Here is a 25,061-nt window from a genome sequence, read left to right as displayed (position 1 = left end):
TGCGGGTGTTGTCGGCTAGAGGCATATCGCGGTGCGGACGAGATCGGCGATGGCCTTTGATCTGCTGTGTGGTGGCCACGCGATGACGGTTGTGACGGCCGGTGCGTCGGGCACCGGCACGATGGTGTGCTCGTGGCGCAATTGCGCTCGGAGTGACTCGGGCATGACCGCGCAGGCCCGACCGAGCGCGATCAGCTGGGTCAACTGGGTATGGTCACGAACCTGCGGGCCGGGGCCGTCCGGATAGCTTCCATCGCGTCGAGGCCATCGCGGCAAGGGTAGGTCCGTGAGGGCGTTGACCTCGGCCATCGACATGTGAGGTCGGTCGGCGAGGGGGTGCCCCGCGGGCAGGACCACGATCTGTTGTTCGGTGTGCAGGTCCTCGGTATCGAATCCGGCCGTCGTGTCGTAGGGCCGGTGGAGCAGTGCGACGTCGGCACTCCCGTTGCGTAGCAGGCTTTCCGGTTCGCCGGGCCCGCACAGCACCACCTCGACTGCGACAGCGCAGGGGTCGGCGGCGTAGGCGTCCAGCAGCTTCGACAACAGTTGGCTGGACGCTCCTGCCTTGGTCGCCAGCACCACACCGGGCCGGTCGGCAGCGGCGCGGCGGGTGCGGCGCTCGGCGGCTTCGACCGCTTCGATGGCGAGCCGCGCCTCCCGCAGCAGTACCGACCCGGCCGTGGTCAACGTGATGGCGCGAGTAGTGCGGTGCAGCAGAACGACTCCCAGCCGCCGTTCCAGCTGCTGGATCGCCCGCGACAGCGGTGGTTGTGCCATCGCGAGCCGTTGTGCCGCCCGCCCGAAGTGCAACTCCTCGGCGACGGCGACGAAGTACCGCAACTCCCGCGTCTCCACGGGGTCATCGTATCCGGCGCTCACCACGACCAATACCCGCACGGTATTGCCGCGCACCCGATCGGTCTTGGACGCCCCACCCTGGTACCCAGCATTGTCAACGGCATGAGCGAACGGACGATCGCGCTGGTGACCGGCGCGAACAAGGGAATCGGATTCGAGATCGCGGCGAGCCTGGGCGCCCTCGACTGGCGAATCGGTGTGGGCGCGAGAGATCAACACCGCCGCGACACCGCGGTGGAGAAGCTGCGCGCGGCCGGAATCGATGCGTTCGGCGTGCCGCTCGATGTGGACGACGACGCGAGTGTCGCCGCCGCGGCCGAGCTGATCGCCGACCATGTCGGAGGGCTCGACGTCCTGGTCAACAACGCCGCGATCACCGGCGGCGCGCCACAGACACCCACCACGGTCGATCCCGCGACCGTACGAGCCGTCGTGGAAACCAACGTGATCGGCGTCATCCGGGTCACCAACGCGATGCTGCCCATGCTTCGCCGCTCGGCATCACCGCGAATCGTCAACATGTCCAGCAGCGTGGGCTCGCTCGCCCTACAGACCACACCCGGCATCGACATGGGCCCGGTTCCCACTGCCTACTTGGCGTCGAAGACCTTCCTCAACGCCGTCACCATCCAATACGTCAAGGCACTGAGCGACACCAACATCCTGATCAACTCCGGCTGCCCAGGTTTCACCGCCACCGACCTCAACGGTTTGCGAGGCGTCCGCACACCACAACAGGGGGCGGCGATCGCGATTCACCTCGCGACCCTGCCCGACGACGGACCGACCGGCGGATTCTTCGACGATGCCGGAACAGTGCCCTGGTGACAGGCGCTCGGTGCGAATCGTTCCCGTTCTCTGGGCGTGTCATTCGTGGGCGGCGATTGCGGCGTCGAGGCCCTGGACAGCTTTGTCGTACTGATCGCGGTCGAACAGGAATGGGCCGAACGCGGTGTAGTCGCGAGTGGTGCGGTAGGGCTGTTCGAAGCAGTCCCACACGACAAGGCCGCCGGTCAGGCTTATGCGCGTCAGCAGCGGCCAGCAGCCCAATTCCCCGCAACTGCAAGCAAGTACAGGAGTCTTCTGTCTCATGAGGGAAGAGGACCCGTGGAAATGGTCCATCGCCGACTCGAACCGGAAGAACAGCGGAACGAGGCCGCCGTACGCGTCACCCGCAGGTTCCATGCGGGCGCAGATTTCGACGGTGTCGATGAGATCAGTCAGGGGGATGGTATCGATGCGGGGCATGATCCTGTGGACGTCGGTACGTCCGGGCGGTCCTGGCCGAAAGTCGAACCCGATCTCGCTGATGGCTGTCAAACGCTTGCGCTGCGAGCGCTTGCGATCTCGGGTGGTCGACCCAACACCCGTGCGACGGCGTGCGTCGGGGGTCTGGGCCCTGCGGGGGATCACCGCCTCAGGCGCACGACGCCCTTCCCAGTTGAAAGAATCACGGTGGCAACGTATCCAGCGCTCGCCCATCCCGCAAGGTGGACGCGCTCCGCATGCGACTCCGAGTAGGGGTCGGGATCATCCGGTGTGGGGACCGGATCGAGCGGTCACGCGGTCGCGCAGCAGCGGCACGCCGGGTCCGGCGAGGTCATCGCAGTACGTAGATCTGCCGGCCATCGCCATAGTCAACGCGATCGTGGTTCCGCTGACCACGGGGCCGTCCCCGGCGGCAAACGATCCGTCGGTCGCCTCCAATCGCAGGCCCTCGGCATTGCTGCGACCGGCAACGGTGAAGTCACGTCCGGCGTAGAACCGCGCGACTTCGGTAGCGGCTTCCGTCGACGGCGTGCGTGGTAGTCCGAGGGGACGCCGGATGTCTTGTGCGTGGACAACGACTTCACCGAGCCAGGCTGCCGTGGGTCCGGGAGCCGCAGTGGTGCTGGTGACGACTGCCCGGAACCGTTCGAGGGTTTCGGCAGGAGTTTTCCCGCGATGCTCGGCGAGGCGCCGGTTGTTGTGCTTGTCGAAGTCGAAGCGGGCACCCAGGACGCTGGACAGCCAGCGCAGCCGTCCGATGCTCGCCGCTGCGGTGAGGTGCGCAACGACCTCCTCGATCACCCAGTCCCCGCACAGCGATGGCCGTCCCCACTGTTGGTCGTCCAAGCCGGCGAGATCGTCGGCCAGGGCGGCGCGTTCGGTGTGGGCCATCGCCCAGAGGGCATCACGGGCTTGGGCATCCGACACGAGGTACCTCCGAACTCAGTCGTCTATCGGACCGATGCGATGCGCTCGCACCTCACGGTGTGCGGCGAAACGACCGTGCGGAGTCGTTTCGTCGTTCTGTAGTGCAGACGCCGGCACCTGCACAGACTCATCGGTGCTTGCGCTGGAATGTCGAAAACCGGGAGCGCCGATGGCAGCGTGCTGCCCGGTGCGGAAGTCGAACTCCTAGCCGGTCTCGTCCAGGAACGGACCGATCGGAGCCCTCGGCGCCTCAGGCCTGACCGTCCGGCGCGACGCCGCCGGCTGGTAAGAACTGCGCGATATGCGGCATGTGCGGACGTCGACGCGCCTGGTTCAGATGATCGGCGGTAGGCGGTCGGCGGGAACGAGGATGTTCAGATACACATCGAAGACGAACGGTATGTCGTCGGGGCCGCCCGTCAACCAGTCGGCAGTCTTGACCGTGGCCAGGTCGTCGTCGATGTCCTCGACTAGGCACTGAATGCTGGTCGGGCATGGATAGGGCGATGTTGGAAGTAGTTCACCCACACCGAAGTAGGCACTCTTGCCGACCAACTGATGAGGGCGATTATGTGCGTCTACCAATTCGACCAAAACGATTCCTGGTTGCGGATCGTCGGCAAGCCAACAGACGGCGATGGCGGGCAATACGCAACCATCGCCCTTGCTCAACATCGATACCACCGCAACACCTTATCTGCCACACAGTCTGGCTGGTCGCCCCGTAACGCGCACGCTCTTCGGCACTGTCGGATGTTCTGAGCCGCGACGGCTCGGCCCGGCGACACCACAGCGTTGGCCGCTTCGCTCAGCGCGCACAGCAGCATCAGAGGGACGTTGCCGCCAACTCCTGCCTGGTCAATTCACCAGGGCAGTACGCAGCTGCCGGGCCAACGCGCTAGCCTGCCTCGGCGTCCAAGGCAGCACCCCATTCTCCGCCATCAGCGCATGGAACTGCTGCTCGTGATACGGGATCCCTGGCGGCAGCGGGGAGATATGCCAATGCACATGGGAATTGCCTTGCTGGCTGCCCAGACTCAGCAGATATGTGCGTTCGACCTCGACCGTCGCTTCCACTGCCCTCGCCACCCGGTACACCAGAGCCATCAACTGGAGGTAAGCGTCCTCGGCGAGATCCCCCACCACGTGCTCATGATGGATCTTCGGAGCCACGAGCACGTGTCCCAGCAAGGTCGGATATTTGCACAAGAACGCGATGTCGTTCTCAGTCTCAGCGATCACCTCATGCCATCCGTCACTGCCCGGGCTGGCGGCCACCTCACAGATAAAGCAGGAGCTCGACCGAACTCGCTGCGCATAGGCTTCCACGTCGAACGGAATACGTTGCATACCAAACGATTCTGCCGACCCAGCTGGGGTGTGGCCACTCATTACAGCGCGCCGCTTGCTGTCCGGCCGAGGTGCAGACAGCGCCAACTAGATCGTCAGGAGCAGTTGCGGATTTGGCCGTGTGCGAACAGGCGGTGAGTCAGCCCATGTGGGCGCAACCCAACCCAGAACAGGGCCAATGGTGGGCACCCAGGACCCTCGATGACCACTTCTTCAACGCCTTGTACAAAGTGCCATGACCCACGCGAGGATTTGGCCGCCGATGCCTGCCGCCCACCGCCGGACTGCCATTCGGTGTACATACCCGGCGCAGTCAGCGTCGTCGGCCCACAGTGGATCAGACCAGTCAAGAGTCACGGTCGCTGCTGGTTTCTCCTCGACCGTGACCAGCCACGTCTCGCCGCGAGAGACCGCGGGCTCGACCCAGGCCGGATCGAAATGCGTCGGCCACTGTCGCACACCACGCGATGTCAGCCACTGTGCCGCCTCGTCCAGCACTTCGAGCACATCACCGATCTGACCGGCCTCCGCCCGCCAGAATTTCACCAGGCCGCACTCCTGACGTTTCGTCACCCGCCAATACTCTCTACCGGCTCGATCGCGTGCACGGGTGAAACCGAAGAGGCGACAGCCCATCGCTGCGGCTTGAACGCCGTAGGGTCTGTTTCGATGACGGCATCGACACACGCTCATTGCTTCCACGCTGGTACTGACGGCAGATCACCGCTCGTTCTGCTCCATGGCTCACACGGCAGCGAATCCGACCTCATTCCTGTAGCCGATGAAATTGCCCCGGAGGCCTCAAGACTGAGTATCCGTGGCACAGTCAGCATGGATGAGGGCTATGCCTTCTTCCATCGCTTGCCGGACCGTCGCGTGGACCCGGGCGACATCATCGCCAGGATGCCGCCGCTGGCAGGTTTCATCGGAACCGCCTGCGCCGACTACAACCTCACCGGACGCCCCGTCGCAATCGGTTTCTCCAACGGCGCCATCATGGGTGCAGCTCTACTCATGACCTATCCGGGATTGCTGGCGGGAGCGATCCTCTTCCGTCCCCTGGCCCCGTTCACCCACGATCTAGCCGACCGCCTCGACGACACTCCAGTTCTGATAGTCGACGGCGCTCACGACAACCGCCGGTCACCCGGGGACGGCCTTCAGCTGGCTGAACAGCTGCATCGTGCGGGAGCCCGGGTTACCCGCCAGGTGCTATCGGTTGGCCATGCGATCGCCGCCGAGGACAAAATAGTCGCGCGCGAATGGCTTCTGGCGCAGAAGTACTGAGCGATGGTGCCCACCCGAGGTGCGATGCATCAGCCACACAGTCATTGGCACTACCGTGCGATCCAAGGGCTCGAGACAAGTCGAGCCGTCGATCTTCAGCTGGCCGGATAATCGGTTCGAACCGGAAGCGATTCAGTGCTGGATCAGACCGCTGACCGGTGTGGACGTGACGTGACCGGATGCCGGGAGGGTCTGTGCCAGAGCCAGGCCGGTATCGACAAGCGAGGATCGGCGGAGGTAGGCCACTTCGGAGGTCGGAGTCCAGGTCGGCTCGACAGTCGCCCCGTTCGGTTCGGCTCTGAGACGGCCGCCGATGACGCGGACGCGGTAGAAGATTCCGATGTTCTGGTGCTCCACGCCCGCATGGGCGACAACTGCCGGGATCACCCTTGAATCCACTCCGAGCAGTCGTTCGACGACGCCTTCATATCCGGTCTCCTCCGAAAGCTCGCGGGTTACCGCATCGAAGGGATCCTCTCCGTGCTCGACCCCGCCACCTGGAAGTGTCCAGATGGTTTCGCCGCTTTCGGCTACATGGCGAGCAAGCAACACTCGATCCTGTTCGAGGCAGACGCCGTATGCCGCGATTCTGAAAGTCACCCGCTGAACTCTATCTCCGACACTCGGATCGCTGGACGTGGCAGATTTCCGAAGCGATCGCCCTCATCGGCATTTCAGCTCGTCCGGTCGTCGCTAGGCGGACTCATCAGGCCGAGCTTGCTCACAAAGCGCAGTAGCGCTGCTTGGGGAAGTCGGCATCGTCGGCAGCACCCAACAGAAGCGTCGGTCTGCCCCGGGTCCCATGGCTCGGGCGGTTCCGAATTCGTGTGCTCGTTGTGGGCCCTCAGCCCCGAAACGCTGCAGTCAGCTCGATGCACAGTGCATCGAGGGCAGCTGCGGGGATTTGAGGCGCGTCGGGAGAATCGGCGCTGTACCAGGGTACATCTCGTGCGGTACCAGCAGGCCGGGTGAAGATGTGCTGGTGAAGGTGGATACCAGCAGCGCTCAGGCCAGCCACGAAGGTGAAGACGTGGGCGGGTTCGAGTGCCTGGCGCAGCGCCCCGATCGACGAGCGGACAGCGCGAGCGAACGCGAGGGTTTCGGCGTCGTCGAGCAGATCGAGAGTCGCTACGTGACGTCGAGGCTCGACGAACAGATACCCCGGCCGGACCCATTCTCCTTGGGAGGGGCGGTGTGTCACCACCACGAGGTCATCGACATAGATCACCGGGCTCACCAGTGGTCCGGTCCCGTTGTGCTTGTCACAGATCATGCACCCCCACATACGGGTAACGATACTGTCGCTCCTGCACCGAGTGCTCGGACGCACGAAGAAACTTTCACCTTGAACACTTTGCAATCGGCAGAAGCACGTATGCGTTTGGATACGCGCTTTCGGCACGAGCGCGTCCTTTGAACGGTCCACAATGGAGCCACGTGCTGTTGCCCCCGAGAGCGCGCCGCGACCGCTCGAACAGCACTACTCGCGGCAGAACAGGTGCGTTCTGTGTGCGGGACCGGCTGCCGACAAACGTTCGATCGTCGACGCGGTGGCAGAATAGTGCGATGACGGCTGCCAGAACTGCCCGCCACCAAAGACTTTCGGACTTCTTGGCGTCGTGCAACGATTTCGAGCTCGCTGATCTGGTTGGCGCCGGTCGAGTCATCAACGTGGGTGTGGGTGGTGGCTCGGGAGTCCTCGCCGTCGACGGCGTTCCGGTGTTCACCAAGCGGATCCCACTGACAGACCTGGAGGTCGCCAACCGAGGTTCCACCGCGAACCTGTTCGACCTGCCGGTGTTCTGTCAATACGGTATCGGCGGCCCAGGTTTCAACGCATGGCGTGAGTTGGCAGCGAACATCATCGTCACCGAAGCCGTTCTGGGCGGCGAGACACAGGCGTTTCCGATTCTTTACCACTGGCGGGTCCTGCCTGGCCGGTCGCCGATCGCAGCCGAACACGCCGACATCGACACCGTCGTCACTGCCCATGGCGGCTACCCGGCCGTGCGGACCCGTCTCGAAGCGCTGGCCGGCGCATCGAGCAGCCTTGTGCTGTTCTGCGAGTACATCCCGCACTCGATGGCGGACTTGCTGCGCGAGAACCCGGCGGGCAAGGCATCCGCAGTCGAGCGGCAGTTCTCGGAAATCGGGACCTTTCTGCGGGATCGGGAGTTGCTGCACATGGACGGGCACTTCGACAACATGCGCACCGACGGGTCCAGGATCTATCTCACCGACTTCGGGCTGGCCACGTCGCCGCGATTCGACCTCGCAGCCGCTGAGCGCGACTTCACCGAACGACACATCACGCATGACGCCGACTACGCCGCCATGCGTCTGGTCAACTGGCTGGTGACCGATGTCTGCGGGGTACCCCCACCGTTGAGCGGCGGTCCGGTAGCCCGCAACGAGTACGTACTCCAGTGCGCCGCTGGGCACATCCCGGATGACGTGCCACCGACGGTCGCCGCGATATTGACCCGGCACGCACCCGCCGCTGCGAAGATGAACGCCTTCTACTGGAAACTCTTCGGCGGCGATATCCACGCGGAGTACCCAGCCGGGTAATCGTGCACTGGGGACCGGCTGAGATCAGAGGCAACGCCGTCAAGGACCTCGCCGTGTTGAACAAGGTCGAAATGCTGCCCTGGGACGAGCGGGGCCGCATGACTGCGTCATACAACGGCGGACCGGTCCTGAATACGACGATCTGCCACAGGCGGGCAGGGCAACCGCTGGTGCTGAATTATGTCGTGAGCGGAGTGAATGATCTCATCGGTACGCTCGTGGGTATGGGGGGCTTGTTACTGCTGATCGCCACCATCGGCCCGTTGGCACTGTTGGGGTGGGCGGCTGTTCGCGCCAAGCACCGCGGCCTCGGAGGGTCGTTCGTCGGGCCATTTCAGGAGATGTTCGATCCCGGTGCGGCGCGAGCACAGATCGTCATCGAGCAGATCGCGGAACTGCCGGATCCTGCGGACTCCGGCGACCCGGACAATGACGACGATTCACCGAACACTGTGGTGTATAAGGGCGTTCGGCTCTACATCAACCCTGACAGGCCTCGGCGGCAAGGAGGTGGCGAGACCTCCAGGCAAGCTGGGTGATCACCCGTCTGGCTGACGCCGTCCCTGACACGGTCGCATCCTCTGGACTCATCGGCAGAAGCGGACGTTCGTGACCGCGTGACAGGCGGCATGAGCGTTCGTTGCTTCCGGCGGTCAGCTGGTTGGCGCGAAGCGGTAAACACGTGATTCACGCGGCTGGAATCCGAGCCGCTCATACAACCTGGTGGCCGCCGACCTCGACGCTCGCGAAGTCAGATCCAAAGTTCTGGCACCGGCGGCAGCGGATCGGGACTTGGCCTCCTCGATCAAGGCCGCACCGATACCCTGCCCGCGCGCCGAGTCGTCGACCACCACGTCCTCGACCCGCGCTCGAAGACCTGAGGGAATCGGGAACATCACCAAGCTCAGCATCCCGACGATCCGATCGTTGCTGCGCGCGAACAACACCGTGGTGGACTCCGCAGACATCAACCGCGCCAGCGCGTCCCGGTCCAACCTCTTCGCTGTGCGCGACAGCTGTGAGAGCAATCGGTCGACTGCGTCGATCACCTCGTCGAAACCACGTGTGCGTCGCCTGCGTGGGTCCACGCTCAGCTAGCTGTATCAACAACGTATCTCGTTGTTCGACGAACCATGCGCGCTGACCGAGTGCGATCAGTATCGGAAGCGGGCTTTGCTCCCGTTTATGCGTACGAGAATTTCCGTCAACGGACCGCCGCCGATCGGTACGAGGCCAAGCCCGAGTGCCTCTATCGCCGCATCCGCTTCGGCGGCCGCCACAGAGTCGCCGCGTCGCCAAGCGTCGCCAGAAGCAACGAACAACGGCTGGAGGTTTGCCCATCCAGGTCCAGGCTCGAATACGCAGTCTGTCCAGAACATGTCGACGGAGTCCTGGGTCAAGACTCCGATGACTTCATCTGCCCGCACAAGCTGCCAACTCGGGTTCGTCATCACTCTTCTCTTCGCATACTCAACTCGGCAGAAACGCGCGTCGGGCCGAGTAGCAGTATGGCCGGCGCGCTCCGCGGCATGAGCGTACGTTCCGCAGTGTCGTTGGACGAGCTGAGCGCGTCATGAAAGGCTGGACAGATGGACTGGCGGGCCGAGAGCCCCGAACTCTGGGCGTTCCTGGGATCATTGCGGTGCGGCGAGGTTCTTTCCGGTACCGTCACAGCGATTGAATCGTTCGGCGTGTTCGTGGCGTTCGACGATGGCCCCCCGCATCCGCTCTACCCGGGCGTCGGATTCATCACGATCCCAGAATTGTCCTGGAGGCGTTTCGAAGTGGCTTCCGACGTTGTTCAGGTCGGGCAGCGCGTTTCGGGTGAATTCCTGCAGTTCGATACCTGGAATGCCGAGGCCAGGCTGTCTCTGCGAGCGATGCAGCCCGACCCTTTCCATGCCTTTGCCGAGTGCACCACCGTCGGCACAGAACTACACGGGCACGTCACCCAGCTGGTGCCCTTCGGTGTCTTTGTCCAAGTGGCGGATGGGATCGAGGGGCTGATTCATCGCCGAGACCTCATGTCGCCGACGGACGAATTCGTCCAGATCGGGGACGACGCCGCGGTCGTTGTCACCGGTGTCGACCGAGAAAGACGTCAGCTGTTCCTCTCCCGACAGACCACCGGCCAGCTCTGACCTTCGAGCACCCTGGACCAGGAAGGGTACCGTCGATCTTCGGCAGTTCAGCCGCGGTCGCCAGTTGTGCACTCAGCTCGGAACTACCGGGCGGTGGGATTCCGGCCGGATGTCGTTGCCGCGGTGAGGCGCTGGCCCAGGGCGCGCACGGCGTCATTGAGGGCATCGGGGTGCTCGATGACGAAGGGGCGGTTCAGTGCGGCGAGGACGGGGGGAATCCAGTCGAGGTGTTCGGCGCGGATGAGGACTCGGACCCATGGAATGGGATCGGTGGGTGGGGGGTCGATTTCGTGCAGCGTTGCGATGGTCGCGGGGAGTAGTGGGCGGATTTGGGTGGGGGTGCCCTGGACGCGGATCGATACCTCGTGTCGGTAGGGGGCAGTCGCGAGGGCGGACATGAGGTGGGTGGGCGGGTCGAATTCGGTAGGTGGAGTGAAGGTTTCGGGGAGGGTGGTTGTCTCGGTGATGCGGTCCAGTCGGAACTGGCGTAGGTCGTCGCTGTTGTTGTCCATCGCCGTCAGGTACCAGCGGCCGGAATGGGCGACGAGCCCGTAGGGATGCACGGTTCGCTGAGAGCGTTGTCCGTTCCGGTCGGTGTAACCGAGGGTGACCGGTCGGTGTTCGCGGGTGGCCTCGGCGATGTCGAGGAGGACAGCGGTGTCGACCGAGACTTGGGGGCCGGCGTCGGCGGTGAATTCGGCGGTGTTCATCAGTGCATCGAGGCGGGCGCCCAGGCGTGCGGGCAGGACGCGGCGGAGTTTGGCCGTCGCGCTGTCGGCGGCGTGGACTGATGTCGTCGAATGGCTGGTGAGGAGTCCGAGCAACACTGCCACCGCCTCGTCGTCGGTCAACATCAGCGGAGGCATCCGGTAGCCGGGAGCGAGTCGGTACCCGCCATAGCGGCCGCGGACCGAGCGGACCGGGATGTCCAGGTCGGTGAGATGGGTGACGTATCGCCTGGCGGTGCGTTCATCCACGCCCAGCCGACCGGCGAGTTCGCCGACGGTACGGGTGCCGCCCGCCTGCAACAGCTCGAGCAGGGCCAGTACTCGGGCGGTGGGGCGCGTCATCCGGCAATTCTCGCATCGATACCGGGCGGAAACTGTCCGGTATTGCCCCTACCGTGGGATTCGGCGGTGAACGTCCGCCCGACCCCGATGGCAGGAGTACGCAATGAACCTCGTCTCGATCCGCCTGATCACCGACGACATCGAACAGCTGGCCGGCTTCTATCAGCGGGTGACCGGTGTCGAAGCCCGTTGGGCTACACCGGATTTCGCCGAGATAGTCACGCCGGCCGGCACACTCGCGATCGGAAGCGTGCGTACGGTGGCGTTGTTCGGGGCGGGCAGCGCGCGCCCGGCCGACAATCACACCGCGATCATCGAGTTCATGGTCCCCGACGTCGACGCCGACTACCGCAGGCTGCGGGACTTCGTCGAGGACTTCGTCAACGAACCGACGACGATGCCGTGGGGCAACCGGTCACTACTGCTCCGAGACCCCGACGGCAACCTGATCAATCTGTTCACCCCGGCCACCGCGCAGGCTGTCGGGTAGGCCCGGCGGGAATCCGCGGGGCAGATCCCGCCCAGGCTGATGCGCCCACCGTTGACCCTTTGCCTAACGGCGTTCATAATAACTAACTATGGACGCTATGCCGAGGCGTGATCGGAAAGCGGAACGGCGTGAGGCGACGCGGCAGGAAATTGTCGACGCCGCGTGGGAGATCGCGCATGAGCGGGGACTGGCGCAGCTGACACTGCGCGAGGTCGGTGAGCGGATCGGAATGCGGGCGCCGTCGCTGTACTCGCACTACGGATCCAAGAACGCGATCTACGATGCGATGTTCGAGCAGGCTTGGAGTGAGTGCGAGCGCGTCTCGATCGCCGCGCTGCGCTCGGCCCCCGCGGACCCTCGCGGCCTCGTGCGCGTCATGGCACTGGCGTACTTCGATTTCGCGGTTGCCGATCTCGCCCGCTATCAGCTGATGAACCAGCGCACGATCCCGGGATTCGAACCCTCACCCGGTGCGTACGCGTCGGCGGTTCGCGCGCTCGACGAGGTCATCGCGGTGTTCGCCACGATCGGCGTGACCGACCGCGATGACGTGGAGATCTGGATCGCGGTCCTGTCCGGCCTGGTCGATCAGCAGCTCGCCAACGATCCGGGCGGGCACAGTCGGCGCAAGCTGTTGGACCGCGCTGTGGACATGTGGGCTGACAGTGTCGGCCTTCCGCCGAGCAAGGAGCCGCAGAAATGACGGCTGTCGAGCAGCCGGCGGTGGCTTCGCGGCGAGCGACGCTCACCCATCCCGACGCGATGCGGCTCGCCCGCGACGAGTATTTGCGCTTCGCCGACGCGGTCGCCGCGCTCGACGGTGATGACTGGACCACACCGACCGAGTGCACCGGGTGGACTGTGCACGACCTCGTCGCCCACGTGGTCGGTATGTCCACGATGGCATCCTCCCCGCTGGAGAATGTCCGCCAGACCCGGGCTGCCCGCAAGCGGTTGCGGCCCGGCCAGCAGCTCGTCGACGCCGTGACCGCGTATCAGGTCGAACGATTCGGACAGCAGACGACGGATCAGCTGGTCCGGTCGATGGCAGCCATCGCGCCCAAGGCCGCGGCAGCGCGCAGCCGTATCCCGGCGTTGCTGCGCAATCGAACGATCCCCGAGCGGCAGCTGGTCAACGGCGCCGCCGAACGGTGGACCATCGGGTACGCCATCGACACGATCCTCACCCGTGACCCGTGGATGCATCGGATCGACTTGGCCCGGGCCACCGGGCACGTTCTCGTGCTGACCGAGGAGCACGACGGGGCGATCGTGGCCGATGTGGTCCAGGAATGGGCCGCCCGTCACGGCATGCCCTACAACCTGCGCCTGACAGGCGCGGCCGGAGGTCAATGGCATTGCGGCACAACGGATGAACGCCTAGACCTCGACGCAGTCGAATTCTGCCGCATCGTCGCCGGCCGCGCCGAAGGCGCGGGACTACTGACCATCCAAGTGCCGTTCTGACACTGCACCGAATCGAGCCGACCATGACCACCACCATCGATGAGATCGCCCCCGACATCTACCGCATCTCGACGTTCGTGCCCGACATCGGCGAACAGGGGCTGACGTTCAACCAGTTCCTGCTCGCCGATGATCAGCCGCTGCTGTTCCACACCGGGCATCGCGCGATGTTCGCCGACGTCGCGGCGGCGATAGCACGGGTCACACCGGTGAACCGGCTGCGGTGGATCACCTTCGGGCACGTCGAATCCGACGAATGCGGGTCGATGAACCAGTTTCTCGCCGCGGCCCCCGAAGCGCAGGTCGCCCACGGTGCCGTCGGCTGCATGGTGTCGCTGGACCACATGGCCGACCGGCCACCGAGACCGCTTGCCGACGGCGAAACCATCGAACTCGGCCGGATGCGGGTGCGCCACATCGACACCCCACACACCCCGCACGGCTGGGAAGCGCGTGTGTTGTTCGAGGAAACCACGCAGACTCTGCTGTGCGGGGATCTGTTCACCCACCTCGGTGCGGGCGCGGCCCTCACTACAGACGACATCGTCGGCCCCGCCGTTCACACCGAAGACCTGTTCGCTTACTCGTCGCTGGCGCCGGCGACCCCGATGATCGTCGACCGGCTCGCCGGGCTCGCACCGAAAACGCTGGCACTGATGCATGGTTCGTCGTTCACCGGCGACGGCGGCGCCGCGCTGCGCGCATTGGCAGACAGCTACCGCCACCGCATCGGCGACGCTACGGCGTGATGTCTTGGCGCAGGCGATACGCCGAACGGAAGCAGACGTTCTGCTGACCGTTCCGAGCGCGGCTGATGGTGGATCAGCCGGGCGCTTGTGATGCTGCCGCCACGGGTGCGTCCGGGGTGGGTCGTGCGCGCGGCACGGTGAAGGTCGCCACGACCGAGGCGATCGCGACGGCGAAGCAGGCTGCGGTGTACCAGAGGTTGCCGATGGGGTCGCCGTTGGTTGTTTCGCCGTTGACGGCGGCGAAGAAATCGGGGAGGGAGGCGATCCAGAGGGCGGCGAAGACGATCAGGTAGAGAGTGGCGAATCGTTGGACGAAGGGGTCTTCGTACTGCGGGGGTGTGGCGGTTCCTCGGCGTAGTTCGGACCACTGGCGGACCATCACGATGCCGGCGACCACGGCGAGGACAGCCAGTTCCAATGCGTAGACGATGCCGCGCACGGTGGTGCTGCTCATGCCGATGACAGTGGCGGGCAGGGGGAGCAGGAACGTACCGACCGAGGCCAGCAGGCCGATGACGATGGTGCGCCAGGTCAATGCGACGCCGGAGAAGTGTCGGCCGTCGTCGACGTGGCGGCCGACGAAATACTGCACGCAGAAGGCCAGCGACATCGGCCACAGGGCGGCGAAGACGACGACGCTGCCCATCGGAACCGAATCGAACATCGGCTGGTTGAGCGGGTTGTCGATCGACCATTCCCACCAGCGCAATTGGGGCCCGAGGTGGTCGAAGATCTCGTAGAAGGCGTGGTGGACGAAGCCGACGCAGGTGGCGCCGATCAGGGTGCCGTAGCGGCGGAAGATGCCGAGCATCCGGACGATGCCGAACGCCATCGTCGCCATCAGCGGGTAGATCGCGATGATGTAGATGGGTAGCCGGCCCCAGAGGAAGTCCACGGTGAAGACGTTGTGCGCGAACATCGTGTCGACGTGTTCTTCGATGCCGAACGCCGCCGGGAAGTACAGCGGGGGTTCGATGACGAACAGATAGGCGGTGGCGCCGAACCACAGCACGAGATTGGTCGGGTCACCGTGGCGGCGCAGGCGCATGATCGCGTACCAGAGCGCGAGAATCGCGCCGACGACGATGGTGAGTTCGAGGACCGGCAGGGTCCAGTTCTCGAGGGCGAACGGGTTGCGGAACTCGACGAGTCCGCCCGCCTCCTCGCAGGAGAAGCCGAGTTCGTGTGCGAGCTCGGCGAAGGTGGGGGAGCAGTGTTCGGCCATCGGGGTACCTTCTACGAGCTGGCGGAATCGGCGGTGTACCAACGGGTTACGTCGTAACCTTCGTCGTAGCGGCGGAACCATTCGTCGGCGAGCGCGGGCAGCTTCTCGTGCGCCGGATTGTGTCCGGGCGTTTGACTGCGGATGATGCCGCCCAGTGCGACGAGCTGTTCGCGCAGACCGAGATCGTCGAACGCGCGGGGCATCGTGCCGTTGTCGGCAGGCTGGAGGAACGGCAGCCACCGGCGCAGGGTCTGCCCGCGGCGGTAGTTGGCGAACATCGACAGTGCGTCGACCTGCCGATCTTCCAGCGGCACATGCTCGTTGAAGCCTTCGCATGCCACCCGGATCACCTGCAGCACGTGCCGGAAGATCGAGGCCGCCACCCGCATCCGGTACAGCTCGCTGTCGACCACCGAATTGAAGATGATCAGCGCCGAACTGCGATGCTCGACTTCCTCGACGAAATGCCAGATGAACAGCGAGGCGACGCGGTCGTCGCCGGGGGCGAACAGATTCTTGTCGTTGTCGAGCATCAGCTTGAACACCGGCGTGAACGTCGCCTCGAGGTCGGCGGTGTAGGCGAGGCGGTACTTCACCGAGGTCTCGGCGGTGAGCTTGTCGAACTCCCCGATCACCGCGTCGAGGGTCTGCTGCAAGCCGGGATAGCGGCGGATCAGCGCCTTGACGTGCTGGCGGTGTGCCGTCGAATGCTGCCCCTCCTGACGCATGAAGGCGTCGGCCTCCGCGGCCACTTCCGGGTCGGTGATCTGCGGTTTCGCCTGCGTGATCAGCTGCACGATCATCTTCTCGAAGCCGATCGCCAGGAACGAAACGGCATTGGCCATCGACGAGAACGCCGGGTTCTGTGGATTCCACAGAAACGGCACGTCGTAGTCGGAGAACGCGAAATCCATTTTGCGGACGTGAAGGTCGGTCACGGTGAGATACCTCGTTGTTCGGCCACGGTTGATAAAGCAATCATACGAGCGAGCCGTCTTGTGTATGATAACTTTCGAGGAATTCGCCCTGACCTGCGGTTGTGCTAGCGTCCACCTGGTGGCGCGTAGACGTGGGTGGGGCGGCAGTCCGCCGGGTGACGACGCGGAGGCGACGCGCCGGATCATCGCCGCCGCAGTCGAACTCATCGGCCGGACCGGTGCGGAGATCAGCATCGCCGACGTGGCGGAGTCGCTGGGCGTCATCCGTCAGACGGTCTACCGGTACTTCCCCAGCGCCGACGCGCTCATGACCGCCTCGGCCATCGCCTCGGTCGACGATTTCCTCGATCGACTCACCCGCCAGGTCAGCGGTCTCGGCGACCCCGTCGAAGCGATGACAGAGGCTGTCGTCTTCACCCTCACCGATGTTCGCCGCACCCCCCACCTGGGAATTCTGCTGTCGAGCTCGTACTCCAACGCGCACCCGGAAGACATGACCTCCGACGAGGCCCAAGCCTTCGGCATGACCATGATCCGCCGCTTCGATGTCGACTGGACCGCCCACGGCTACGACGAGCCCGCACTGCGCGAACTCGTCGAATACGTTCTGCGCACCATGCAGTCGTTCTTCTTGTCACCGGGCAACCCGGCACGCTCCGACGACGAACTGCGCCGATACCTGCGGCGATGGATGGGGTCGGCGATCGGCGCGCAGCCGAAGGGCTGAACGCCGACCGTGCCCGCCCGGAATTCCGGACGGGCACGTGGCCGATGCTCAGCGCGCGGCGGCGATCCTGCGCGGCTCGAGCGCGGCGGCGAGCAGATAGCTGCCGCCGCCGGCCAGTGCCAGCGCCCAGTACAGGTACGCGCCATCGAGAAACAGTGCGGCCGTAGAGCTCACGGCCAGCCAGGCGCCGAGCGTGTACTGCAGGACGTCGCGGTAGGCGACACCGCCCGCCAGGTAGAGCAGTCCGACGATCAGCCCGGACCCGGTCGGCCAGAGAGTCGCTGCGGTGTCGGGGCTCAGCGTCGAACCGAGCGCCGTGATCAGGAAGAACAGCGCGGCGAACCCGATCAGCCACGATGCGCCGAGCAGATTGCCCACGACCGCTTCCTGTCCGGTCGCGCCGCGTTGGGCTCGCAGGGAGACGACGGTGGTCACGATCATGGCCGCCAGCAGGCCGACGCCCAGCAGTGCGGTCGGCACGAATCCGGGGAGGTCGAGCAGCGGGTTCGGGCCATGGCTGAGGGCGAAGGTGCCGTGGCCGACCAGCCAGGCGAGGCCGAAGCTCAGGTAGATGGGGCGATTGTCGAGGACGGTGCGGACGGGCTGGGACACGTACATGATCGATCTCCAGTGTGTGAGCGGGTCAGGCGCTGACGAGGACGACTTTGCCGGTGACGGTGCCGGATTCGGCGAGCTCGAGTGCTCGGGCGGCATCGGTGAGAGTGATACGGGCCGCGACCTGGGCGGTGACGGTGCCCGCGGCGGCGAGTGAGAAGACCTGGGCGAGATCTTCGGCGATCCGAGCACGGAAGCGGGTGATGTTGCGCTTGCCTGCCCACAGGTTGTAGAAGTGCGCACTTCGCTTGTTGGGCAACATGTTCCACCACAGCAGGCGGGCGAACAGTTTCAGTACGGGCAACCGGGAGTCGCCCTCGTCGTTCTTGGTGGCCGCCGTTCCATAGGAAACGAGGGTGCCGCCGTCGGCGAGCAGGTCGAACGAATCGCTGATGCCGGGCCCGCCGACGTGATCGAACACCGCGTCGACACCGTGCGGTGCGATGGCCCGAACCTGGTGTGGCACATCGGCGCGGTAGTCGATCCAGGTGGCGCCCAGTGCGGTGACCGCGTCGGCATGGCGAGCGGACGCGGTGCCGATCACGTGAATGCCCGCGGCACGGGCCAATTGGACCAGCGTCGAGCCGACGCCGCCGTTGGCGCCGTGGACGAGGATCGTCGCGCCCGGCTGAACATCGGCTACGCGGTGCAGCATCTGCCAGGCGGTAATGCCGTTCACGACAAAGGTTTCCGCATCGGCGGCGTCCAGGGTATCGGGGACGGGGATCAGATCGGCGGCGTCGAGGTCGACGTGGCTGCTCCAGCCGCCGGTCTTGGTCAGCGCGGCCACCCGCGTGCCGACCAGCGTCGTGTCGTCGGCCTCGATCACCGTGCCGACCAGGTCGTAGCCGGGCACGAAAGGGAACGGGGGCTGGTCGTAGTACTTGCCGCGGCGCATCTGCTGCTCGGCGAAGGACACCCCGGAGGCATCGACTCGAACCAGTGCGCGACCCGGTGCGGGTGCGGGGAGTTCGCGTCGGGTGACGAGCAGGCCGCTGGGGTCGACGCGACCGGGCAGGACGATTTCGGTGGCGGTGGTGGTGTTCATCAGGAGCTACCTTCCATGGTGTGTGACTGGTCAATCACTCTTGCTGCAAAAGAAAGCTCCACCCTGAAAAGGCTGGAGCGGAGGGGTCAGTGGGCTTTCGGGTGGCGCATTCCGGTGGTGAGAGCGGTGGCCCACGCGCTGTCGTTGCCGTCGAGGCCGAGCGTGGTCACGAGGTGGCAGAGCTGGCCGTAGGCGATGAAGTACTGGATCTGCTCGGGTGTGCCGCCGGAGCGGCGCTGCACGAACGTGGTCACTTTGGCCAGGCCCCGTCGCAACGCGTCGGCGATTTCGGGGATGTCGGTGGCGGACTGGGCGTGTACCTGCAACATGAGCAGACTCTTGTCGGCGATGAGTTCGGCGTAGGCGCCGCCCATGTCGTGCAGGATGGCGGCCGGGTCCGTCGCGGTGGAATTGGCCGCGCCCGTGGACATCGCGCGTTCGACGAGGTCGAAGCAGTGATCGAGGGCGGCGACGAACAGGGCGACTTTGCCGGGGAAGAGTTTGAAGACGTAGGCGGGGGAGATGTCGGCGCGCGCGGCGACGGTGTTGATCGGGGTGCCGTGGTAGCCGGTCTTGGCGAACTCGATGATCGCCGCGTCCACGACCGCGTCACGCCGGACGTCCGAGGTGGAGAGGGTGGCACCGCGCTTGGTCATGTGAGTGACTGTACACTCACTCTTTCGTGAGCGTCAACAGGTGACCCGAGATCAGCGCAGATCGGCGAGCGCGGTGTCCACGTCCGGGCCGGTCAGGCTGTGCCGATTACTGCGCATGACCAGCCGCAATGGTCGCGGGCAGTCCTGGACGGCGGAGAATTGATCGGTGGCCACGATGCGCGCCGGTGCGGCGAGGTGGTCGCGGACCCGGGTCATGAGCTCGTAGCGGCTCAGAGTTTCCGCGCCCGCGATGTGCACGACGCCCGCCTCGTCGGCGAGCTGCTCGAGCGCGGGCGCCAAGCTGGGTAGGTACAGCGGATTGCAGACGATATCGGTGCGCGCGTGGATCTCGGGTGCGGCGAAGCGGGCCAGGAACTTGTTCGACCGTGGGCTGCGCCCGTAGACGAGGGGCAGGCGCACGACCAGATGCCGGTCGCGTTCGAGAACCAGATCCTCGGCGGCCACCTTGGTCTCGCCGTAGACGTTGATCGGTGTGCGCGTTGCGCTTTCGTCGTAGTGGTCGGCCGTGCCGTCGAAGACATTGTCGGTCGAGAGGTAGACGAGCTTCGCGCCCGTGTCGCCGATGGCGTCGAGCAGCGGCACCATCGGCGCCACGTTCGCCGCATAGGCCGCGGCGCGATCACGCTGCGCGGCACCGAGGTCCACGACACCGGCGGTGTGGACCACGACGTCGAAACCCTGTCCGACGAGTGCGCGCACGGCATCGGTGTCGGCGAGATCCACCGGGGCGAGCCCGTGCCCGCCCCGGCTGGTCCCGACGACCTCGTGGTTCGCGGCGAACTGCGCGTGCAGCGCGCTGCCGACGAAGCCGGAGGCGCCGAGGATCAGGATCCGCACTGTGTCAGCGCGCCTGCCAGTTCGGCTTGCGCTTCTGCGCGAAGGCCATGGCGCCTTCGCGCATGTCCTCGGTCTGGGCGACCGTCACGATCTCGCGGTTGGTCTGGTCCCAGGCGGCATCGTCGGCGAGCTTGCCGTCGATCATGCCCAGCGCCACCCGCTTGCTCGCCTGCACGGCCAGCGGCGCGTTCTCGGCGATCCGACCGGCCAGCGCGAGCGCGGCGTCGAGGACCTCGCCTGCGGGCACGACACGGTTGATCAGGCCCAGCTCCAGCGCGCGGGCCGCGGTGATCGGCTCGCCGGTGAGGATCATCTCCATCGCGACCTTGCGGGGGAGTTGCTCGGGCAGGCGGAACGCGCCGCCTGCCGCGGCGAACAGGCCGCGGGCGACCTCGGGGAGGCCGAAGGTGGCGGTCTCGGCGGCGACCGCGAGATCGCTGGCCAGGACGAGTTCGGTGCCGCCACCGAGGGCGAAACCGTTCACCGCGGCGATGGTCGGCTTGCTGATCGGGTGTCGGACGTACCCGGCCAGGTTCCAATCCTCATGTCCCGGGGCGAGAATCGACTCACCGCGACTCAGCGCCTTGAGGTCCGCGCCCGCACAGAACGCCCGCTCGCCCGCGCCGGTGAGGACCACCGCGCGAATCTGCGGGTCGGCCTCGGCTCGCTCGAGCGCCTCGCCTACCCCCGTGCTCACTTCGGCGTTGACCGAGTTCATGGCCTCGGGCCGATTCAGCACGATGACGAGCACATGCTCGCGTTGCTCGACGAGAACTGCGCTCACGAGTGACTCCTTCGCTAGGTGGCTGTCAGCATGACAAACCTCTTCGATCTGTATCACGCCGGACGATCTTGAATACCCGAATCGGGGATTCGTGTCCGTCGTCGTCGCGCGCACCCGGCACTCGTCGTAGGCTGCCGAACACTCGCGAAAAGAATTTCCGGCCGGGTGTCGATCCGCAGCGGTGCCCGTTCGACCTAGGGATGAACGCAGGGCCCGGCAAGCGGGCCCACACCGATCCGAGGAGACGAAACCATGAAGTTCATGCTGATCATGCGCGCCACCGACGAAGCCTGGGCCGCGGCGGCCGATATCGACTTCAACGAGATGCTCGAGACCATGGGCAAGTTCAACGACGAGTTGATCAGCGCCGGGGTGCTGGTCGCCGCCGAGGGGCTCGACGACGCGGCCCAGGGCGTCGTCGTCGACTACTCGTCGGAGACCCCGGTCGTCACCGACGGACCCTACGGGGAGACCAAGGAACTGTTCGGCGGGTTCTACATTCTCAACGTGGCCTCCAAGGAGGAGGCGATCGAGTGGGCCAAGCGCATGCCGGTCGTCGTGCCGGGCACCAAAACCGAGATCCGACGGGTCCCGAGCATCGATGAATTCCCGCAGGACAATGTCTGGGTCGTGAGGGAGCGCGCGTGGCGTGAGGCCAGCGGCCAGCTCTGAATCACGATGAGCGACCACACCGGCCGCGAGGCGGTCGCCGCCGTCTGGCGGATCGAATCGGCCCGGATCGTCGGCGCGCTCGCGCGCTACACCCGCGATTTCGCGATGGCCGAGGATCTCGCCCAGGAGGCCTTCGCCGAGGCACTGGTGACGTGGTCGCGCGAAGGCGTGCCACGCCAGCCGGCCGGGTGGTTGCTCACCGTCGGCAGACGCCGGGCCATCGACGCGTTCCGGCGTCGCGCCGCCCTCGATGACCGCTACGCCGCCCTCGCCGCCGACCTCGGCGAGGGCGATGCGCTCACCGGCGGTGACCCCGTGCGTGCTGGGCAGGACGTGCTGTGGGATCCCGATCAGATCGACGACGACGTGCTCGCGCTGATGTTCATCTCGTGTCACCCGGTGCTCTCGCGGGAGGCACGGTTGGCCCTCACGCTGCGCGTCGTCGGCGGTCTGACCAGCGACGAGATCGCCAAGGCATGCCTGGTCCCGACCGCGACCGTGCAGGCCAGGATCACCAGGGCGAAGAAGACCCTCGGCGCCGCCGAAGTCCGCTTCGAGGTGCCGCCCGCCGCTGAGCGCCGCGCTCGGCTGGGTTCGGTGCTCGGCGTCATCTACCTGATCTTCACCGAGGGATCGTCGGCCAGTACCGGCGACGACCTCATCCGCTTCGATCTCGCGGGGGAAGCGCAGCGGCTGGCCCGCGTGCTGTCGCGGCTGATGCCCGACGAACCCGAGGTCTACGGACTGCTCGCGCTGCTCGAACTGACCGCGGCGCGGTTCCCCGCCCGCACCGGTCCCGACGGTGAGCCGGTCCTGCTCGAACAGCAGGATCGCCGCCGCTGGGACCGCTCGGCGATCCGGCGCGGTCGTGCGGCGCTGATGCGAGCCGGTGCGGTGGGGCGTGGACTGGGCGCCTACGGACTTCAGGCCGCGATCGCCGAATGTCACGCTGTCGCACCGTCGGTCGAGCGGACCGACTGGGAACGGGTGGTCGTGCTGTACGAGGCACTGGGCAGACTCGCGCCGTCACCGGTGGTGGACCTCAACCGGGCGGTCGCGGTGTCGATGGCCGACGGGCCCGCGGCGGCCCTGCCGATCGTCGACGAGATCAGCGCCTCCGGCGCCCTGTCCACCTCGCACCTGCTGCCCAGCGTGCGCGGTGAACTACTCACCCGACTCGGCCGCACCATCGAAGCGCGTGCGGAGCTCACCGAAGCCATCCGCCGGTGCGGCAACGAACGCGAGAAGACCGTCCTCGCGAACAAACTCGCCGCCCTCACCTGATCGTCGAGCACTGCCGATCCGGTCGGTGTGCTGAACCGCTCGACCCAGCTCAGCCGGGGCCTCGGCGAACGCGGGTGATCGCCTCGGCCTTCGTGCACAGCATCGGCAGTTCGGCCAACCACCAAGTCGCGCCTGCCGTTTCGTAGGCGTCGCGCTCGCGGTCGGTGGGTGCGGCCACCGCGACCGCGAAACCGTTCAGATCGCCGCGGTGTTCGGCGATGATCGCCAGCATGTCGACGAGTTCGTCCGGACTCGCCTCGGGGCAGAGCCCGTCATAGCGCGCCGCCCGCCGCTGCGGGGCCTGGTGGACGGATTGGGCGGCGACCCAGATCGGAATGCGTGGCCGCTGGACCGGGCGTGGCAGGAATTGCAGCCCGTCCACCCGATAGGCGGGACCGTCGTGGTGGACGACCTCGCCCGACCACAGGTCTGTGATCACCGTCACGTGCCACGTGGTCCCAGACGAAGACGCCGTCGAAGCCCGCGGTCTCGGCTTCGACCGCGATCTCGGCCAGCACTCGCGGGTCGGCCAGTTCGCCGAACGGCGGCAGGTATACCCCGTGTCGCAGGACCATATTCGCAGTATAGAGGCCATAAAGGGCGGCCTTCGCGCGCTCGTAACGTTTGCTCGCAAAGAGGTCGGGTATTCGTGAAAGGCGACGACGAGAGGGTGTTGTGGATGTCGAAGGAATCGAAATCGGTGCTGCACCGGGCAATAGGTGCGTCGGCGATCGGTAATGCGGTCGAATGGTTCGACTATGGTGTCTACGCCTATCTGGCGACGTATATCGCGAGGTCGTTGTTCCCCGGTGACGGTGAGTCCGGGATGGTCTACACGCTGCTCGGTTTCGCCGTATCGTTCCTGATCCGGCCGGTAGGCGGCATGATCTGGGGTCCGCTCGGCGACCGCATCGGGCGCAAGCGCGTGCTCGCCACCACGATTATTCTGATGGCCGGATCGACTCTCGCCGTCGGCCTCATCCCGAGCTTCGACATGATCGGCATCGGCGCTCCGATTCTGCTGTACGCGCTGCGTATGATCCAGGGACTTTCCGCCGGTGGTGAATACGGTGGCGCCGCGACATTCATGGCCGAATACGCACCCGATCGCAAGCGCGGATTCTATGGCAGTTTCCTCGAGGTCGGCACGCTCGCCGGCTTCACGCTCGGCAACCTGGTCGCCCTGCTGCTGGTGAATGTCCTCGACGACGCGTCGATGAATTCGTGGGGTTGGCGCATCCCGTTCATGATCGCCGGACCGCTCGGCCTGATCGGCATGTACCTGCGCAGCCGGGTGGAGGACACCCCGGTGTTCCGCGAGGTCGACAGCAAGGACGAGACCGAGGAAGTCTCCGGCGTCTACCGCGATCTGGTGACGAAGTACCTGCGCCCGGTGCTGACCCTGTTCGGCCTGGTGATCGCGCTGAACGTCGTCAACTACTCGTTGCTCAGCTACACCCCGACCTACCTCGGTTCCACGATCGGCATGGAGGAATCGGATGCGTTGCTCGTGCCGCTGATCGGCCAGGTCGCGATGCTGTGCACCTTGCCGTTCCTCGGTGCTCTCTCCGACCGGATCGGGCGCAAACCCATGTGGATGTTCTCGTGCGCGGCGATGATGATCGCGGTGATCCCGGTGTACCACCTGATCGGTTCCTCGCTCACCGGTGCGATCGTCGGCTTCGCGATCCTGGGCCTGCTCTACGCTCCCCAGCTGGCGACCATCTCGGCCACATTCCCCGCGATGTTCCCCACGATCGTGCGTTTCGCCGGCGTGGCGATCGGCTACAACGTCGCCACCTCGATGTTCGGCGGCACCGCCCCGGTGATCAACGAGGCGATCATCAGCGCGACCGGCAACAACATGGTGCCGGCGTACTACATGTTCGGTGCGTGCGCGGTCGGCCTGGTCGCGTCGTTCTTCCTCATCGAGACCAAGGGTGTCTCGCTGCGCGGCACTCAGGTGCCGGGCACGCCCGAGGCGATCGAGGAACAGCGCGAACTGGGCGAGCCCGCCGAGGTCGTCGCGGTGAAGTGAACCGTGCACCGAGGGCGCGGCGTCGATACGGCGTCGC

At 65.7% G+C, this 25,061-nt stretch carries 31 protein-coding genes; 13 read left to right on the top strand and 18 right to left on the bottom strand.

Annotated features, from left to right (window positions below):
• Positions 1-15 precede the first annotated feature (15 nt).
• Positions 16-855: a LysR family transcriptional regulator gene (locus ACFVJ5_RS10170; protein ID WP_379219595.1), complete on the bottom strand. Its 840-nt coding sequence runs from the start codon at positions 853-855 to the stop codon at positions 16-18.
• Positions 856-960: 105 nt separating this feature from the next.
• Between ACFVJ5_RS10170 and ACFVJ5_RS10165 the strand changes: the two genes are divergently transcribed.
• A complete protein-coding gene (locus tag ACFVJ5_RS10165; protein ID WP_379219593.1) occupies positions 961-1,686 on the top strand; it encodes an SDR family NAD(P)-dependent oxidoreductase in 726 nt (241 codons plus the stop codon).
• A gap of 39 nt (positions 1,687-1,725) precedes the next feature.
• On the opposite strand, the gene ACFVJ5_RS10160 is transcribed toward ACFVJ5_RS10165, so the two are convergent.
• The 5 genes from ACFVJ5_RS10160 to ACFVJ5_RS10140 form a co-directional block, all read right to left on the bottom strand.
• The gene (locus tag ACFVJ5_RS10160) at positions 1,726-2,106 is read right to left on the bottom strand and encodes a hypothetical protein (protein WP_379219591.1); all 381 of its coding nucleotides are present in this window, start codon (positions 2,104-2,106) and stop codon (positions 1,726-1,728) included.
• A gap of 282 nt (positions 2,107-2,388) precedes the next feature.
• Positions 2,389-3,018 (bottom strand): maleylpyruvate isomerase family mycothiol-dependent enzyme, encoded by a 630-nt coding sequence (locus ACFVJ5_RS10155; RefSeq protein ID WP_379219811.1) that lies wholly within the window; start codon positions 3,016-3,018, stop codon positions 2,389-2,391.
• Between the two features lie 369 nt (positions 3,019-3,387).
• Positions 3,388-3,729 (bottom strand): hypothetical protein, encoded by a 342-nt coding sequence (locus ACFVJ5_RS10150; RefSeq protein WP_379219590.1) that lies wholly within the window; start codon positions 3,727-3,729, stop codon positions 3,388-3,390.
• 183 nt (positions 3,730-3,912) lie between these two features.
• Positions 3,913-4,404: an HIT family protein gene (locus ACFVJ5_RS10145; RefSeq protein WP_379219589.1), complete on the bottom strand. Its 492-nt coding sequence runs from the start codon at positions 4,402-4,404 to the stop codon at positions 3,913-3,915.
• A gap of 213 nt (positions 4,405-4,617) precedes the next feature.
• Entirely contained in the window at positions 4,618-4,977 is a 360-nt protein-coding gene (locus ACFVJ5_RS10140) for a hypothetical protein (protein WP_379219588.1), read from the bottom strand.
• Between the two features lie 258 nt (positions 4,978-5,235).
• Here ACFVJ5_RS10140 and ACFVJ5_RS10135 point away from each other — a divergent pair, with 258 nt between their 5' ends.
• On the top strand, positions 5,236-5,691 hold the full coding sequence (locus ACFVJ5_RS10135) for an alpha/beta hydrolase (protein ID WP_379219587.1): 456 nt from the start codon (positions 5,236-5,238) through the stop codon (positions 5,689-5,691).
• Between the two features lie 132 nt (positions 5,692-5,823).
• Here the strand turns inward: ACFVJ5_RS10135 and ACFVJ5_RS10130 are convergent, their stop codons facing one another.
• Positions 5,824-6,291 carry an NUDIX hydrolase gene (locus ACFVJ5_RS10130; RefSeq protein ID WP_379219586.1) on the bottom strand — a complete coding sequence of 156 codons (468 nt, stop codon included), beginning with the start codon at positions 6,289-6,291 and terminating at the stop codon, positions 5,824-5,826.
• Between the two features lie 244 nt (positions 6,292-6,535).
• Positions 6,536-6,964, bottom strand: coding sequence for an HIT family protein (locus ACFVJ5_RS10125; RefSeq protein WP_379219585.1), 429 nt, complete (start codon positions 6,962-6,964; stop codon positions 6,536-6,538).
• Between the two features lie 293 nt (positions 6,965-7,257).
• Between ACFVJ5_RS10125 and ACFVJ5_RS10120 the strand changes: the two genes are divergently transcribed.
• Both ACFVJ5_RS10120 and ACFVJ5_RS10115 read left to right on the top strand, forming a co-directional pair.
• On the top strand, positions 7,258-8,262 hold the full coding sequence (locus tag ACFVJ5_RS10120; protein WP_379219584.1) for a serine/threonine protein phosphatase: 1,005 nt from the start codon (positions 7,258-7,260) through the stop codon (positions 8,260-8,262).
• 53 nt (positions 8,263-8,315) lie between these two features.
• Positions 8,316-8,801, top strand: coding sequence for a hypothetical protein (locus ACFVJ5_RS10115; protein ID WP_379219582.1), 486 nt, complete (start codon positions 8,316-8,318; stop codon positions 8,799-8,801).
• Positions 8,802-8,915: 114 nt separating this feature from the next.
• Here the strand turns inward: ACFVJ5_RS10115 and ACFVJ5_RS10110 are convergent, their stop codons facing one another.
• Entirely contained in the window at positions 8,916-9,311 is a 396-nt protein-coding gene (locus ACFVJ5_RS10110) for a GNAT family N-acetyltransferase (protein ID WP_379219580.1), read from the bottom strand.
• Positions 9,312-9,851: 540 nt separating this feature from the next.
• Between ACFVJ5_RS10110 and ACFVJ5_RS10105 the strand changes: the two genes are divergently transcribed.
• Positions 9,852-10,403: a S1 RNA-binding domain-containing protein gene (locus tag ACFVJ5_RS10105; protein ID WP_379219579.1), complete on the top strand. Its 552-nt coding sequence runs from the start codon at positions 9,852-9,854 to the stop codon at positions 10,401-10,403.
• An 83-nt stretch (positions 10,404-10,486) separates the two neighbouring features.
• Here ACFVJ5_RS10105 and ACFVJ5_RS10100 read toward each other — a convergent pair whose 3' ends face one another.
• The gene (locus ACFVJ5_RS10100; RefSeq protein WP_379219577.1) at positions 10,487-11,473 is read right to left on the bottom strand and encodes a helix-turn-helix transcriptional regulator; all 987 of its coding nucleotides are present in this window, start codon (positions 11,471-11,473) and stop codon (positions 10,487-10,489) included.
• A 103-nt stretch (positions 11,474-11,576) separates the two neighbouring features.
• Here ACFVJ5_RS10100 and ACFVJ5_RS10095 point away from each other — a divergent pair, with 103 nt between their 5' ends.
• The 4 genes from ACFVJ5_RS10095 to ACFVJ5_RS10080 all read left to right on the top strand — a co-directional run bounded on the left by ACFVJ5_RS10095 (position 11,577) and on the right by ACFVJ5_RS10080 (position 14,179).
• Entirely contained in the window at positions 11,577-11,963 is a 387-nt protein-coding gene (locus tag ACFVJ5_RS10095; protein ID WP_379219576.1) for a VOC family protein, read from the top strand.
• A 97-nt stretch (positions 11,964-12,060) separates the two neighbouring features.
• Positions 12,061-12,666, top strand: a complete 606-nt coding sequence (locus tag ACFVJ5_RS10090; RefSeq protein ID WP_379219575.1) for a TetR/AcrR family transcriptional regulator — start codon at positions 12,061-12,063, stop codon at positions 12,664-12,666.
• Positions 12,663-13,430 (top strand): maleylpyruvate isomerase family mycothiol-dependent enzyme, encoded by a 768-nt coding sequence (locus ACFVJ5_RS10085; RefSeq protein WP_379219573.1) that lies wholly within the window; start codon positions 12,663-12,665, stop codon positions 13,428-13,430. Before ACFVJ5_RS10090 ends, ACFVJ5_RS10085 begins: the two co-directional genes overlap by 4 nt.
• A 23-nt stretch (positions 13,431-13,453) precedes the next feature.
• Positions 13,454-14,179, top strand: a complete 726-nt coding sequence (locus tag ACFVJ5_RS10080) for an MBL fold metallo-hydrolase (protein WP_379219572.1) — start codon at positions 13,454-13,456, stop codon at positions 14,177-14,179.
• A 73-nt stretch (positions 14,180-14,252) separates the two neighbouring features.
• On the opposite strand, the gene ACFVJ5_RS10075 is transcribed toward ACFVJ5_RS10080, so the two are convergent.
• Positions 14,253-15,404: a hypothetical protein gene (locus tag ACFVJ5_RS10075; RefSeq protein WP_379219570.1), complete on the bottom strand. Its 1,152-nt coding sequence runs from the start codon at positions 15,402-15,404 to the stop codon at positions 14,253-14,255.
• Between the two features lie 11 nt (positions 15,405-15,415).
• A complete protein-coding gene (locus ACFVJ5_RS10070; protein ID WP_379219569.1) occupies positions 15,416-16,342 on the bottom strand; it encodes a metal-dependent hydrolase in 927 nt (308 codons plus the stop codon).
• A 118-nt stretch (positions 16,343-16,460) separates the two neighbouring features.
• Here ACFVJ5_RS10070 and ACFVJ5_RS10065 point away from each other — a divergent pair, with 118 nt between their 5' ends.
• Positions 16,461-17,069, top strand: a complete 609-nt coding sequence (locus tag ACFVJ5_RS10065) for a TetR/AcrR family transcriptional regulator (RefSeq protein ID WP_379219567.1) — start codon at positions 16,461-16,463, stop codon at positions 17,067-17,069.
• A gap of 48 nt (positions 17,070-17,117) precedes the next feature.
• Here ACFVJ5_RS10065 and ACFVJ5_RS10060 read toward each other — a convergent pair whose 3' ends face one another.
• The 5 genes from ACFVJ5_RS10060 to ACFVJ5_RS10040 form a co-directional block, all read right to left on the bottom strand.
• Positions 17,118-17,687, bottom strand: coding sequence for an ABC transporter permease (locus ACFVJ5_RS10060; protein WP_379219565.1), 570 nt, complete (start codon positions 17,685-17,687; stop codon positions 17,118-17,120).
• A 25-nt stretch (positions 17,688-17,712) separates the two neighbouring features.
• Positions 17,713-18,732 carry a medium chain dehydrogenase/reductase family protein gene (locus ACFVJ5_RS10055; protein ID WP_379219564.1) on the bottom strand — a complete coding sequence of 340 codons (1,020 nt, stop codon included), beginning with the start codon at positions 18,730-18,732 and terminating at the stop codon, positions 17,713-17,715.
• 86 nt (positions 18,733-18,818) lie between these two features.
• Positions 18,819-19,388 (bottom strand): TetR/AcrR family transcriptional regulator, encoded by a 570-nt coding sequence (locus ACFVJ5_RS10050; protein ID WP_378989894.1) that lies wholly within the window; start codon positions 19,386-19,388, stop codon positions 18,819-18,821.
• A gap of 51 nt (positions 19,389-19,439) precedes the next feature.
• Positions 19,440-20,246, bottom strand: a complete 807-nt coding sequence (locus ACFVJ5_RS10045; RefSeq protein WP_379219563.1) for an SDR family oxidoreductase — start codon at positions 20,244-20,246, stop codon at positions 19,440-19,442.
• 4 nt (positions 20,247-20,250) lie between these two features.
• Complete coding sequence (locus tag ACFVJ5_RS10040) at positions 20,251-21,030, bottom strand: crotonase/enoyl-CoA hydratase family protein (protein WP_379219562.1); 780 nt, start codon at positions 21,028-21,030, stop codon at positions 20,251-20,253.
• 252 nt (positions 21,031-21,282) lie between these two features.
• On the opposite strand from ACFVJ5_RS10040, the gene ACFVJ5_RS10035 reads away from it, so the two are divergent.
• Together ACFVJ5_RS10035 and ACFVJ5_RS10030 are read left to right on the top strand one after the other, a co-directional pair.
• The gene (locus ACFVJ5_RS10035; protein ID WP_379219561.1) at positions 21,283-21,702 is read left to right on the top strand and encodes a YciI family protein; all 420 of its coding nucleotides are present in this window, start codon (positions 21,283-21,285) and stop codon (positions 21,700-21,702) included.
• Positions 21,703-21,708: 6 nt separating this feature from the next.
• Entirely contained in the window at positions 21,709-22,986 is a 1,278-nt protein-coding gene (locus ACFVJ5_RS10030) for an RNA polymerase sigma factor (RefSeq protein WP_379219560.1), read from the top strand.
• Positions 22,987-23,035: 49 nt separating this feature from the next.
• Here the strand turns inward: ACFVJ5_RS10030 and ACFVJ5_RS10025 are convergent, their stop codons facing one another.
• Positions 23,036-23,431: an LLM class flavin-dependent oxidoreductase gene (locus ACFVJ5_RS10025; RefSeq protein WP_379219559.1), complete on the bottom strand. Its 396-nt coding sequence runs from the start codon at positions 23,429-23,431 to the stop codon at positions 23,036-23,038.
• Between the two features lie 234 nt (positions 23,432-23,665).
• On the opposite strand from ACFVJ5_RS10025, the gene ACFVJ5_RS10020 reads away from it, so the two are divergent.
• Positions 23,666-25,024 (top strand): MFS transporter, encoded by a 1,359-nt coding sequence (locus tag ACFVJ5_RS10020; RefSeq protein WP_379219557.1) that lies wholly within the window; start codon positions 23,666-23,668, stop codon positions 25,022-25,024.
• Positions 25,025-25,061: the final 37 nt, after the last annotated feature.

It is taken from the genome of Nocardia sp. NPDC127606, assembly GCF_042671725.1.
GTDB lineage: Bacteria > Actinomycetota > Actinomycetes > Mycobacteriales > Mycobacteriaceae > Nocardia.
This window is presented reverse-complemented; position numbering and strand designations above follow the sequence as displayed.

Coding starts and splice junctions, on each gene's coding strand:
- ACFVJ5_RS10060 (WP_379219565.1), bottom strand. CDS start 17,687: ATGTACGTGTCCCAGCCCGTCCGCACCGTCCTCGACAATCGCCCCATC.
- ACFVJ5_RS10155 (WP_379219811.1), bottom strand. CDS start 3,018: ATGGCCCACACCGAACGCGCCGCCCTGGCCGACGATCTCGCCGGCTTG.
- ACFVJ5_RS10150 (WP_379219590.1), bottom strand. CDS start 3,729: ATGTTGAGCAAGGGCGATGGTTGCGTATTGCCCGCCATCGCCGTCTGT.
- ACFVJ5_RS10120 (WP_379219584.1), top strand. CDS start 7,258: ATGACGGCTGCCAGAACTGCCCGCCACCAAAGACTTTCGGACTTCTTG.
- ACFVJ5_RS10085 (WP_379219573.1), top strand. CDS start 12,663: ATGACGGCTGTCGAGCAGCCGGCGGTGGCTTCGCGGCGAGCGACGCTC.
- ACFVJ5_RS10020 (WP_379219557.1), top strand. CDS start 23,666: ATGTCGAAGGAATCGAAATCGGTGCTGCACCGGGCAATAGGTGCGTCG.
- ACFVJ5_RS10135 (WP_379219587.1), top strand. CDS start 5,236: ATGGATGAGGGCTATGCCTTCTTCCATCGCTTGCCGGACCGTCGCGTG.
- ACFVJ5_RS10090 (WP_379219575.1), top strand. CDS start 12,061: ATGCCGAGGCGTGATCGGAAAGCGGAACGGCGTGAGGCGACGCGGCAG.
- ACFVJ5_RS10100 (WP_379219577.1), bottom strand. CDS start 11,473: ATGACGCGCCCCACCGCCCGAGTACTGGCCCTGCTCGAGCTGTTGCAG.
- ACFVJ5_RS10055 (WP_379219564.1), bottom strand. CDS start 18,732: ATGAACACCACCACCGCCACCGAAATCGTCCTGCCCGGTCGCGTCGAC.
- ACFVJ5_RS10160 (WP_379219591.1), bottom strand. CDS start 2,106: ATGCCCCGCATCGATACCATCCCCCTGACTGATCTCATCGACACCGTC.
- ACFVJ5_RS10030 (WP_379219560.1), top strand. CDS start 21,709: ATGAGCGACCACACCGGCCGCGAGGCGGTCGCCGCCGTCTGGCGGATC.
- ACFVJ5_RS10035 (WP_379219561.1), top strand. CDS start 21,283: ATGAAGTTCATGCTGATCATGCGCGCCACCGACGAAGCCTGGGCCGCG.
- ACFVJ5_RS10095 (WP_379219576.1), top strand. CDS start 11,577: ATGAACCTCGTCTCGATCCGCCTGATCACCGACGACATCGAACAGCTG.
- ACFVJ5_RS10080 (WP_379219572.1), top strand. CDS start 13,454: ATGACCACCACCATCGATGAGATCGCCCCCGACATCTACCGCATCTCG.
- ACFVJ5_RS10075 (WP_379219570.1), bottom strand. CDS start 15,404: ATGGCCGAACACTGCTCCCCCACCTTCGCCGAGCTCGCACACGAACTC.
- ACFVJ5_RS10165 (WP_379219593.1), top strand. CDS start 961: ATGAGCGAACGGACGATCGCGCTGGTGACCGGCGCGAACAAGGGAATC.
- ACFVJ5_RS10145 (WP_379219589.1), bottom strand. CDS start 4,404: ATGCAACGTATTCCGTTCGACGTGGAAGCCTATGCGCAGCGAGTTCGG.
- ACFVJ5_RS10125 (WP_379219585.1), bottom strand. CDS start 6,964: ATGATCTGTGACAAGCACAACGGGACCGGACCACTGGTGAGCCCGGTG.
- ACFVJ5_RS10105 (WP_379219579.1), top strand. CDS start 9,852: ATGGACTGGCGGGCCGAGAGCCCCGAACTCTGGGCGTTCCTGGGATCA.
- ACFVJ5_RS10050 (WP_378989894.1), bottom strand. CDS start 19,388: ATGACCAAGCGCGGTGCCACCCTCTCCACCTCGGACGTCCGGCGTGAC.